At 63.1% G+C, this 11,641-nt stretch carries 9 protein-coding genes; 3 read left to right on the top strand and 6 right to left on the bottom strand.

Annotated elements, in window-relative coordinates; genetic code table 11:
* Positions 1-3: 3 nt before the first annotated feature.
* The 5 genes from DES43_RS12245 to rpsU all read right to left on the bottom strand — a co-directional run bounded on the left by DES43_RS12245 (position 4) and on the right by rpsU (position 6,020).
* Positions 4-1,338, bottom strand: coding sequence for a DUF6638 family protein (locus tag DES43_RS12245; RefSeq protein WP_245264738.1), 1,335 nt, complete (start codon positions 1,336-1,338; stop codon positions 4-6).
* 3 nt (positions 1,339-1,341) lie between these two features.
* On the bottom strand, positions 1,342-3,255 hold the full coding sequence (locus tag DES43_RS12240) for an AAA family ATPase (RefSeq protein ID WP_035028369.1): 1,914 nt from the start codon (positions 3,253-3,255) through the stop codon (positions 1,342-1,344).
* Between the two features lie 21 nt (positions 3,256-3,276).
* Complete coding sequence (locus DES43_RS12235) at positions 3,277-4,422, bottom strand: hypothetical protein (RefSeq protein WP_035028366.1); 1,146 nt, start codon at positions 4,420-4,422, stop codon at positions 3,277-3,279.
* A 31-nt stretch (positions 4,423-4,453) separates the two neighbouring features.
* Positions 4,454-5,542: a hypothetical protein gene (locus DES43_RS12230; protein ID WP_035028364.1), complete on the bottom strand. Its 1,089-nt coding sequence runs from the start codon at positions 5,540-5,542 to the stop codon at positions 4,454-4,456.
* Positions 5,543-5,738: 196 nt separating this feature from the next.
* Complete coding sequence (gene rpsU / locus DES43_RS12225; protein WP_035028360.1) at positions 5,739-6,020, bottom strand: 30S ribosomal protein S21; 282 nt, start codon at positions 6,018-6,020, stop codon at positions 5,739-5,741.
* Positions 6,021-6,364: 344 nt separating this feature from the next.
* Here rpsU and DES43_RS12220 point away from each other — a divergent pair, with 344 nt between their 5' ends.
* The 3 genes from DES43_RS12220 (at position 6,365) to choV (ending at position 9,435) form a co-directional block, all read left to right on the top strand.
* Positions 6,365-7,309, top strand: coding sequence for a choline ABC transporter substrate-binding protein (locus tag DES43_RS12220; RefSeq protein ID WP_035028357.1), 945 nt, complete (start codon positions 6,365-6,367; stop codon positions 7,307-7,309).
* Between the two features lie 93 nt (positions 7,310-7,402).
* Positions 7,403-8,257 (top strand): choline ABC transporter permease subunit, encoded by an 855-nt coding sequence (choW, locus tag DES43_RS12215; RefSeq protein ID WP_035028355.1) that lies wholly within the window; start codon positions 7,403-7,405, stop codon positions 8,255-8,257.
* A complete protein-coding gene (choV, locus tag DES43_RS12210) occupies positions 8,254-9,435 on the top strand; it encodes a choline ABC transporter ATP-binding protein (protein ID WP_035028352.1) in 1,182 nt (393 codons plus the stop codon). Before choW ends, choV begins: the two co-directional genes overlap by 4 nt.
* A 127-nt stretch (positions 9,436-9,562) precedes the next feature.
* Here choV and DES43_RS12205 read toward each other — a convergent pair whose 3' ends face one another.
* Complete coding sequence (locus DES43_RS12205) at positions 9,563-11,641, bottom strand: membrane protein (RefSeq protein ID WP_035028349.1); 2,079 nt, start codon at positions 11,639-11,641, stop codon at positions 9,563-9,565.

Here is an 11,641-nt window from a genome sequence, read left to right as displayed (position 1 = left end):
GGTTCAGTCGGTCAGACCGTAAAGGCGCGCACGGAACGCCGCCTTGTCCTTGAGATATGCGGTTTTCAGCACGTCCACAACATGGGCGCGCCAGTTCTGGCTGTAGCCCTCGTAATCGGCGTAGAAGCCCTGCTTGTTGAAGACGTAGCGCGAGACGAAGTCGGATGGCACGAAATCGGAGATCAGCCGGTTGGTGAGCCACGCATCCGGATGGTCCGGCCTTGCCCGCACCACGAGGAAGCGCTGCCCTGGCGACACCTCGTCAATGCGCAGCTGGCCAAGCTGGTTGATCTCGCGCTTGGCGGCATTCAGGAAAGGAAAGTTGCCGTCCTGATTGATCCGCTCGGCATTGTTGTGAATCCAGGTCTGAAGCCAGACCTTGTCCACATTCGAGAGGTTCCGGTTGGGTTCGGACTCGCGGATCAGGCCCCGCACCACCATCTCGGCGCGGTGCTCCAGATAGCCGGAGGCCTCGACCCACGAGGCGCGCGGCAGTTCGAGGCGGCCGGTTTCGGCAAGGAAGCGGAACACGCGTTCCGCGTCGAAGATGGAGAGGTAGCTGACCTGCCACGGTCGCGAGCGGCGGAAGCCGGGCGCGGACGGATCGCAGATCACCGTGGTCGTGTCGGGGTCGATAAAGACGTAAAGACCGCCGAAATGGCTGGTCCAGTAGGCGTTGTGGCGGAAGATGACCTGATCGGGAACCAGCGCGTTCTCGCGGATGTCGCCGCATACCTTGGCAAGCTCGACCATGCGGTGGAGCATGTCGTCGTAGCGCCAGGCATCGGGCTCCTGCTTCAGGCGGTCGACCAGCGTGCCGAGTTCCGCCGCCTTGCCGAGCACGTCCTCGGCCGAAAGCACACGGAACTCGACCTGACTGATGGACAGCAGGTCCTCGATGTCCTCGACGGTCGAGACCGTGTCGTCGATCTCGCCGTAGATCACGTCCTTGATGGTGAGCGCGTTGATGGCCCGCTGGTTGCGGCTCATGAACTCGAACATCAATTGAGACGTGTTCGAAAATGCGGTGTGAACGACCGGCAGGTCGATCTGCGCCGGGGTGAGGATGATGAAGCGGCGGTTGATGCCGTGGGGGTCGAGGTAGGACAGGTCGCCCAGTTCTTCCGCCACCTGCGGCGAGAAGCCGGTGCGGTCGATCTCGAAGGCTTGCAGGTCGGTGGGCGGCAGGCCGAATGCCTTCAGCGCCTTGTTGTAGCGTTCGATCAGATGCGGTTCGTCCACGGTCAGCAGTCGCCCGTAAATGAGGGCGCTGTCGCGCAGCAGCGGGAAGCGGGACGGCATCAGCCCTTCACCTTCGGCAATGGCAATGCTGCGCATATGTCACGCATTCCACAGGCCCTTCTTCTTCAGTTCTTCCATCTCGCGGGCGGCGCGCTCGCGCAGGCGGGCATCGCGCAACAGCTTCTCCACCGCCGCATCGTCGGACTTGTCGGCGTAGCGGAATTCGGAATCGGCGTAGCGGTTGATCTCCTGCATCACCATGTCGAGCGAGAACGGCCCGCGCAACTCCTCGATCATGGCCTTCTTGTCGCCGTAGGGCTTGTGCATGAAGGTTTCGGGCTTCTCGAACCACTCGTCCGGCAGTTCGATGTCCATGGCGCGCATCTTGATCGCGTCGGTGACGTTCTTGATGGCGCGGCCGGTGAAGCGGGGTTCTGCCTCCTTGATGCGATGCAGGTAGTCGCCGATATCGGCCAGCGTTTTCGGCTCGCCATTCTCCTCCAGGTAGCGCTCATAGACCCGGACGAGCCCGTCTTCCTGTGGCCTGGCATGTCCCTCGTAGGCTTCCGCAACCGCGCGCTGGATCTCCTGCGCGGCGTAGAGCTCATGCTCGCCCAGCGGGATTTTGTGATTCTTTCCAGCGAGTAGCACGAAGATGTCGATGTAGTCAGCGCGCGTCTGCGGCCCGTCCACCAGCCAGCGCGCGCCGGCCCGCTGGCGCAGCGCATCGTCGACATTCTCGGGATAGTTGGAGAACATGCCGAAGGAACAATTGCCGCGCACCACGGTCGCCGCGCCGGCGAAAGCGTCCATCAGCACGCCGGTGATTTCCTGCTGGCCGGCCGAGGCACGGTCGTCGGAGCGCTTCGCCGCCACCTGATCGATGTCGTCGATGGTACCGAAGCCGATGGCGCGCGGATTGAGCACGTTGTTGATGAACTGGCGGCAATTCTGGCCGGACTTGCCCTGATAGGACGAAATCTGGTCGACGCCGAAATTCTCGTAGACGAAAGGGTAGCCGGCGATCTGGCAATAGTCGTTGACGAGGCCGGCGATCATCTGGATCAGGGTCGTCTTGCCGGTGCCGGGCGCGCCGTCGCCGATGAAGGTGAACAGGAAGCCGCCCAGTTCCACGAACGGGTTGAGTTCGCGGTCGAAGTCGTAGGCCATCAGCATCTTGGCGAGCTTGACCGACTGGTATTTGGCGATGTGGTTGCCGACCACTTCCTCCGGCTTCCTGAAGGTCATGACCAGCGGCTTGGCGCGCTTGCCGGGCGCAACGTCGAAGCCGTCGAGGGTGAAATCGTCGGCATCGATGCGGATGTGGCTGCTCTCGAATGGTCCGAGCGCGCCGTCGAGGCGGGTCTTGCGCTGCAACAGGCCGTCGATGGCGACACGGGCGAAGGAGCGGGCGCGGGCCATCAGGTCGGCGTCGTCCTTCGCGCCGGCGAGCGCCCGGTCGAGCCCGGCCACGATCGATTTCACCGCATCCTGCGGCGTGTCGAACAGGAAGTCGGGTTCGGCGATGTCGTTGGGAGCTTCGCCGTCGCTGTCGATGAGCTGGTAGAGATAGGCGGCGAAGCTGAAAGCCGCGATATAGGCGGACGATGACAGAAGTTTCCTGAAACGCGCGGCATCGTCGCCCTGCAAGGGCGAGCGGGCATTCTGCGCTTGCAGGGCCTCGAGGTCGGTGCCCTGCGCGAACACTTCGGCGATGGCCAGCGCTACCGCAATGCCGCGCCGCGCGCGATAAAGCAGGGTGTGCTGGGGAATGGACAGCAACTGGTCTTCTGGATGAACCGCGCCGACGGTCTTTGCCAGCTCCACCTCACGCGTGCGGCGCACCGGGCCGGTGGAGACGGTGGAGACGAAGCGGCGGTTGGTGCCGGCCAGCGCCGTGCCGGCTTCGCGCGCAGGGTCTTCCAGCACCACCACGCGGGTGATGAAGCTTTGCGCCGTGGCGCGATGCTTGCCGATGGTGGCTTCGGGAATGGTGGTCAGGCCGGCGTCCATGGAGCCTCCGCTTGGCTGGTCTCAGACATCCGAAATCACCTGCCCGTTGGACAGGATATGGACCTTGTAGCCCGCGAAAATCTTTTGCGTCTCGCCGGCCGCGTAAAGCGCCTGATACGCTTCGTGCGGCACCAGTGCATGGTTTTCATAGGCCGACACGCCCTGCCGCGTGGCTTCGAGGTCATCGGTTTCGATGTGGAATTCCTGCGTCGTCTTGGAGGACGAGAACAGCCCGCGGCGGCCCGGCTTCTCGCCCTTGGAAAACACTTCCTGCACCGTCCAGGTAAGCAGCCAGGCATTGTCGGGCATGCGCACCCGCCCCAGCACCTCGTTGACGATGGAATTGTTTTCGGTGATGCCGGCCGAATAGAACGGACCCAGCACAACGCGGCGCAACTGCTTGGGGTGCAGCGTCTCGAAGTCCTTGTCGAGATTGCTGGCGATGGTGATCGGCGACAGAGAATAGGCCGAGTTGCGTTCGGTGAAATCGTCGAACCGATGCGCCAGCTCGGGGTTGAGCAACCCGTCGACGGGCAGGGGGATTTCAACCTTGCCGTTCAGCTTGCGGTCCTTGTCGACAAGCTGGCGAACCATCGACTCGGAAGAATCTTCCACCGTCGCCATATAGACCAGCGGCAGGTTCGCCGTTCCATCGAAGCTTGCCCAGTGAACGAGATAATAGGGCAGGCCGGATTTCGGGTTGACCGAGACCTTGACCGTCTGGGCGAGCGTGAAGGGCCCGAAGGTCTCCTTGCTTTCCACGTCCTCCAGATAGAGGCGCTCGGCCATGGAGCGCTGCAACGCCTCCGGAAACTCCTTGTTGCGCAGGATGAAATCGGCCATCTCCTGCCGCAGTTCGTTGGCCTGCGGGATGGTCGCAAGGCGCGCTTCCGCCTGCTTGCGGTCGTTCTCCAGTTCCAGAACGTTCTGGAATACGGGAAAGCCGCTTTCGGCGCGAGAGATGCGGAAGCTTGCCTGAAAGCCCAGCCGGTTGCGCCAGCAGGAAAAGGATTTCTCCAGCCGGGCGATGTATTCGGCCACGACGGAAGCGACGATGTCGTGCCGGTAGAGCGGCGAGCGATCATCGCGCAGGAACACCTCCAGCCCGCTCAGCGCCGCCGCGATGGAGGAGAAATAGCGTGCGGCGGCGTCGGTCTCGGCGTTCATGTAAGGCCCTGTCCTATGCCTTTATCCCGCCCTATGCCTTCACATAGTCCGCGGCATTGTGCTTGCGCAGCACGTCGTCGAAGCGGCGGGCGAAGGCGTCGTCGGCCAGCTTCTTGCGGCGCTGGATGTCGGCGGTCGCCACCATGTTCTTCTCGTGCAGTTCGAGCAGGTCGCCGATGTGCTTCTGCGCCGCCGCGCCGATGCCGGCCATGGTTTCCTCCGCCGTAGTGTCGACACGGGAGCCCAGCGTGTTGATTTTGTGGGCGACGTCCTGCTGGGCGGCTGTCTTCAGCGAATCCTCCAGCGCCTTGTAGAGCACGATGCGCTGCTCGGTATCGATGGTCAGCTTGTTGATCAGGGTCGCCTGCGCCGCGATCTGGTTGTTGAGCGAATCGACGAAGGTCTGGAACATGGATGTGTAGCGCTCCAGCGTCTGGCTCTCGGCCAGCAGTTCCTGTTCCTTCGCCTGCCGTTCATTGTATTCGGTCGCCAGCTTCGAGCGTTCGCCTTCAAGTTCGGTGCGCTCGGTCTGGTTGGTGGAGGCGGCGATGCGGTTCTCGATGTCGAGCAGCAGCGGGTTCAGTTCCTCGATGCGCTTTTGCGTGGCGGTGAGGTTCTCGATGGTCGCCTTGCGGCGCTCGATCACCGTGGAAAGGCTGGCCTCCGAGGTCTTGTAGCGCTGGTCGAGCACTTCCCTCTGCGCCTTCAGGATGCCGACGATGGTGTCGGACTTTGTCAGCAGCTCCTGAAGGTTGCCGGCGAGCGACATGTTGCGCACGCGCTCGGAGCGCATGCGCTGCTGGCGCTGGCGCGAGAAAATGCCGATGAATTTTTCCCAGCCCGAATAGTTCTTCATGCTCTCGAACTCGGTGCCGAAGACGTTGGTGGCGTCCTCCAGCCCGATGATGAGGTCGGCGATATTGGCTTCCATCACCTTCTGCTGGTTGAGCACGTCCTGGATTCGGGCGTTCTCGATGTCGAAACTGGCATCGCCGATGGTCTTGTCGGCCTGGGCCAGCGTTTCGAGCACGGAACCGGACTGCTCGATGCGCGAGCGCATGTCCTCGACGGCCTGCTTCGTTTTCGCAATCTCGGCGTCGAAATTCTGCAGCGTCGCCATTCGGCCCTCCAGCGTTCAGGATGAAATTCGCAGTTTTGCGAGCGGCGAATATAGGCAGGGGCCTTGCGCATGGAAAGGCGCAAGACGGCCGCTTCCACGAAAAATCGGAGATCCGGTCATGCGTGTCCGGCCCCGTAGAAACGAAAACGCCCGCCTGCGGTTTGTGCGAGGCGGGCGGGGAGTGAACGGGTTGCGCTCAGGATGCGGAAGCGGGGGCGGAGGTCTCCGGCCGCGCCGGGCGCGTCTGCGGGCGCGGCTTTCTCACCGGGCCGGCAATCAGACCTTCGCGAATGGCAAGCTTGCGAGCGGCCTTTCGGGTGCGGCGGACGGCTTCAGCCTTTTCACGGCCGCGGCGCTCGGATGGTTTCTCATAGGCGCGGCGCGCCTTCATTTCACGGAAAACGCCTTCGCGCTGCAATTTCTTCTTGAGGACCCGGAGGGCCTGATCGACGTTGTTGTCACGAACGAGTACCTGCAATGAACTTCCTTCTTTCTGTAAATGTTGAAAACGATGGGATTTGAATCGGTTCGGCTGAAAAGATGCAGCGAAACATCCCGGCGGATTGCCTCTATATAGGATAAAATCGGCGATTGTGCACGTTTCCACCGATTTATTGTCGGTTGTGCGAAATGTGCCCGTGCCATACGGCGCAAGAATTTTTCCGGCCCGGCTTCGGGCGGATGTCGTGAGTCGGCCAGCGGGCGGCGTTAACGGCAATGTGTTACCGGTTGAAAGGAAATGAGAATAATGTTTGGCTTGAATAAATCATAACCCCCCGCGGGCCGTCCGGCACCGCTCACGAGCCAGAATGGGAGAAGAGAATGCCCAGCTTGAAATCGATCGTGCTTTCGCTTGCCTTGTCGGTGGCGGCAGGCGGCGCCGCATTCGCGGCAGAACCCGGCAGTTGCAAGGCCGTCCGCTTCGCCGACGTCGGCTGGACGGATATCACCGCCACCACCGCCACCGCCTCGGTCATCCTCGAAGCGCTCGGCTACCAGCCCGACACCCAGGTGCTGTCGGTGCCCGTTACATACGCTTCGCTCGCCAGCAAGGATATCGACGTCTTCCTCGGCAACTGGATGCCGACCATGGAAGCCGACATCAAGCCCTATCAGGAGAAAGGCACCGTCGAGACGGTGGTGACCAATCTGGAAGGGGCGAAGTACACGCTGGCGGTGCCCAGCTACACCTATGATGCCGGCCTCAAGAGCTTTCAGGACATCGCCAAGTTCAAGGACAAGCTCGGAAACAAGATCTACGGCATCGAGGCCGGCAACGACGGTAACCGCGTCGTGCTGGACATGATTTCCGAGAACAAGTTCGATACCGCCGGTTTCGAGCTGGTGGAAAGCTCCGAAGCCGGCATGCTGGCAGCGGTGCAGAAAGCGGTTGGCGCGAAGCAGGACATTGTGTTCCTCGGCTGGGAGCCGCACCCGATGAACGCCAACATCGACATGAAGTATCTTGACGGCGGTGACGATGTGTTCGGCCCGAATTATGGCGGCGCCACCGTGCTCACCAATGTGCGCGCCGGCTACACAGCCGAATGCCCGAACATGGGGGCGTTCCTGAAAAACCTCGTCTTCTCCCTTCAGATGGAGAACGAGATCATGGGCGCGATCCTCAATGACGGCGCGGACCCCAAGGCTGCTGCGACTGCCTGGCTTAAGGCCAATCCCGATGCCATCACGCCCTGGCTGCAAGGCGTGACGACTTTCGACGGCGGCGATGCGTCGGCAGCGGTGAAGTCGGCACTGGGCCTTTGACGGCTCGGCCAGCCACCCGGTGATGGGCGCGGCGGTCGACCCTGACAGGTCGGCCGCCGTCATCCTGACAAGGACCACAACGAGGGGGACGATATGGATCCGGTCTCGGCGTTGATCGCCAGTTTCAAGATCCCGGTCGGGCAATGGGGGAGGTCGTTCTTCACCTTCCTCACCACCAATTTCGAGTGGTTCTTCGATGCGATCGCCGACGGGGTCACCTGGGTTCTCCAGAGCCTGATCGACCTGCTCCTGTGGCTGCCGCCGGTGGTCGTGGTGCTGCTCATTGCTGCTCTCGCATGGTGGTTGCAGCGCTCGTGGAAGCTGGCTGTCGCTGTGGCGATCGGGCTTGCCTTCATCATCAATCAGGGCCTGTGGAAGGACACGGTGGAGACGCTGGTGCTGGTGGTCGGCGCCACTGCCGCCTCCATGGCGATCGGCGTGCCGATCGGCATCTGGGCGGCGCATAACGAGCGGGGCTATCGCATTCTCCAGCCGGTCCTCGACCTGATGCAGACCATGCCGACCTTCGTCTATCTGATTCCGGTGCTCATCCTGTTCGGCCTCGGCATTGCGCCGGGCCTGATCGTCACCGTCATCTTCGCGTCTCCGGCCCCCATCCGCCTTACCTATCTCGGCATTACCTCGGTGCCGAAGCCGATGCTGGAGGCCGGCGAAGCCTTCGGGGCCACGAAGCGTCAGCTTCTGTGGAAGGTGGAGCTGCCGGCTGCCATGCCCACCATCATGGCCGGCCTCACCCAATGCATCATGCTTTCGCTGTCGATGGTGGTGATCGCGGCGCTGATCGGCGCCAACGGCCTCGGCAAGCCGGTCGTGCGGGCGCTGAATTCGGTCAACATCCCGCTGGGGCTTGAAGCGGGTCTTGCCATCGTCATCATCGCCATCATTCTCGACCGCATGAGCCGGGTCCGCACGGGAGCCAGCCGATGACTGTCGCCGTCGAGTTCCGCAATGTCGACATCGTCTTCGGCAAGGACAGGGCGCGCGCCCTCGAAATGATCGACCGGGGCGCGTCGCGCGACGAGGTTCTTGCAAGGACCGGCGCCGTGCTGGGTTGCGCCGGTGCAAGCCTCACGGTGCAGGAAGGGGACATATCCGTTCTCATGGGGCTTTCGGGCTCCGGCAAATCCACTCTGCTGCGCGCGGTCAACCGGCTCAATGTGGTCAGCCGCGGCAGCGTGATGGTCCATGACGGCGACCGTATGGTCGATGTCGTGACGTGCGATGACGCGACACTGAGAAGCCTGCGCCAGAAGCAGGTGGCGATGGTGTTCCAGCAGTTCGGACTGCTGCCCTGGCGCACGGTGGAGGAAAATATCGGCTTCGGTCTGGAACTTGCCGGCGTGCCGGACGCGGAACGGCGCGAACGCGTCGCCAACCAGCTCAGGCTGGTCGGTCTCGACCAGTGGTCGAAGAAATATGCGCATGAACTTTCCGGCGGAATGCAGCAGCGGGTGGGGCTGGCGCGCGCCTTCGCCACCGAGGCGCCGATCCTGCTCATGGACGAACCGTTTTCGGCACTCGATCCGCTGATCCGCACCAAGTTGCAGGACGAGCTTCTTCAGCTTCAGGCCAAACTGAAGAAGACGATCATCTTCGTGTCCCACGATCTGGAGGAGGCGCTGAAGATCGGCACCACCATCACCATCATGGAGGGCGGGCGCATCGTTCAGACCGGCACGCCGGAGGATATCGTGCTCCAGCCGGCCAACGATTATGTGCGAGACTTCATCGCCAATGTGAATCCGCTGTCGGTGCTGACCGCGTGGAACGTGATGCGCATGAAGCACGAGCTTGCGCACGATGGTGATGGCTGGGTATGGCTCGACCGCCGCGCGACCACCCGTTTCAGGCTGGATGCGCAGGATCTGGTCATAGCGGCCGAACGCAGCGGCCGGCCGGCGGACTGGGTGTCGTGCAGCGATGTGGAAAGACTGCCGGAGAACGGCTCCCAGGTGTTCTGGGCGACACCCGGCACCTCACTGAAGACCGTGATGCTTGCCATGCAGCGCTCGCAGACTGCCCCCGTCGCCCTGTTCGACGAGCAGTCGCGTTTCGTGGGCTCCATCGGCATACAGGATGTGCTGAGTGCGGTTCTGCGACGATAATCTCTTGCAGCCGGTGCGGTTTCCTGAAGCGCGTCGCGATCCTTCAGATTCGCTCCTTACGCTTTAAGCCCCTGTTTTTACGCATGTCGTTATCCCGAAACCGGTTCCCACTTTCAGGCGATATGCTTTAGCGCCCCTCGCGATACCACATGGCGCCGAGCGCCAGCAACAGCAGTCCCAGGCCCAGGAAACCGCCGAACAGGGGCACGCTGCTGACAGACTTCAGAACGCTGTCCTGCGTGTTGCGCAGACCTATCCAGTCACCGCCTGCCGCTTCGCCCGACGGGCGCACCGGCACGACCGACGGCAGGTTGATCCCGCCCGGATCTGAACCGGACAGCCGGCGCACGCTGCCGCCGACTGCCTCGGCGACGGGCTTGAGCCTGTCGGCTGTCGAGACCACATCGGTGAATTCCGGCGCGTTCACCGGCCCGACATGGGCGAGCGTGGACAAGTCGCCATTGGCGACCTGATAGAGCCCGATCTCGTCCGTTTCCAGAGAGCCAGTGAAGATGCCGGACCCGGATTTTGCAAGCCGCACCTCCACGGTCTTGCCGGAGGGCATCGTGACTTCCGCGGGCCCCGGATCGTCGCTCATGGTCTGGCGGCGTATGTCGAGCACCATGCCGCGCCCGTCGGCGGTCAGCCGTTCCTCCTCAAGCTCCGGCTCCTTCATCAGCCAGTGGGCGAGGCGGCGATAAAGCTGCACATGCGGACCGCCGCCTTCATAGCCGCGCGCCCAAAGCCAGCCCTGATCGGAAAGCAGCATGCCGACGCGGCCCTCGCCCTTGCGGTCGAGCAGGAGAAGGGGCTGCTCGTCGGCGCCCTTCATGACCACCTCGCCCTGCGGGTTTTCGATGCGTACGGTGCGGAACCAGCGGCCCCATCGCGGCGGCTCGGCTTGCGAGCCTTCGAGCCCGCGCGTAACGGGGTGACGCTGGCCGAGATCTGTCAGACGCGGATAGAAAGCCTTGTCGATCACCTCGCCGGTGGGCATGCCGGGCAGGGCGGACATCAGCGGCGTATTCGCGATGGTGCTGTAGCCGGCGTATTCCGGGCCGGCCGCAATCAGCAGCGCGCCCCCGTTCTCAACATACTCGGCAATGTAGTCGTAATACAGGATCGGCAGCACGTCGCGGTGCTGGTAGCGGTCGAAGATGATGAGGTCGAACTCGTTGATCTTCTCCACGAACAGTTCGCGCGTCGGGAAGGCGATCAGCGACAGTTCGTGGATCGGCGTCGCATCCTGCTTTTCCGGCGGGCGCAGAATGGTGAAATGGACGAGGTCGACGGAGGCATCGGACTTCAGCAGGTTGCGCCATGTGCGCTCGCCGGCATGGGGCTCGCCCGAAACCAGAAGCACGCGCAGATTTTCGCGAATGCCGTCGACCAGTGCGATGGCGCGGTTGTTGGTGTCGGTTAGCTCGTCCTCTTCGGCGGGAATGGACAGCTCGACGATGTTGCGTCCGGCATTGGGCACAATGATGTTGAGGGGCGTTTCCTGGCCGATCAGCGCCTGCTGCGTGCCCATGTCCTCGCCATTGACGGCGATGCGCACATCGACGGGACCGGTTTGCCCGCCGGTGGCGATGATCCGATAGGTCATGTCGAGCGGTTTGCCGACGAGGCCGAAGCGCGGCGCCTTCTCGAAGCGGATGCGGCGGTCCTTCTCGCCCTGGTGGCCGGTGATGAGCGCATGCAGGGGCGCATTGAAGTCGGGCGCCGTGGCAGGCACATCATGCACCTGTCCGTCGGTGATCATCACCGCCCCGGCGATGCGCGAGTTCGGCACGTCGCGGAACGCATTCTGCAACGCCGAGAAAAGCCGCGTCTCGGTGCGGTCTCCGGCCGCGGCATCGCCGCGCCCGGTCTCGACCACGCGCACGTCGAACTGGCCGAAGCGGGCGAGGCGCTCCTTCATGCCGGCCAGTGCGGCGTCGGTCTGTTGCTCGCGCTCACCGATCGACTGGCTCTGGCTGCGGTCCACGACGAGGGCGACGACGCTCTGCAAGGGGTCGCGCTCCTCGTCGAGGAGAACGGGATTGAGGAGGGCGGCGGCCAGTGCGGCAAGCGCAGCCAGCCGCAGAAGCGCGCCGCGCCTGTGCATCCACAGGCCGGCCAGCGCCAGCAGCGTCAGCGGCACCAGCACGGCCGCCAGCAGGGGCCATGAGAGCAGGGGTTCGAAGGAGAGCGACCAGTTGTTCAT

This window comes from Aquamicrobium defluvii, assembly GCF_004363725.1.
In the GTDB taxonomy this organism is placed as follows: Bacteria; Pseudomonadota; Alphaproteobacteria; order Rhizobiales; family Rhizobiaceae; genus Mesorhizobium; species Mesorhizobium defluvii.
The sequence above is the reverse complement of the archived record's forward strand: the minus strand, read 5'-3'. Positions and strand labels throughout refer to the sequence as shown.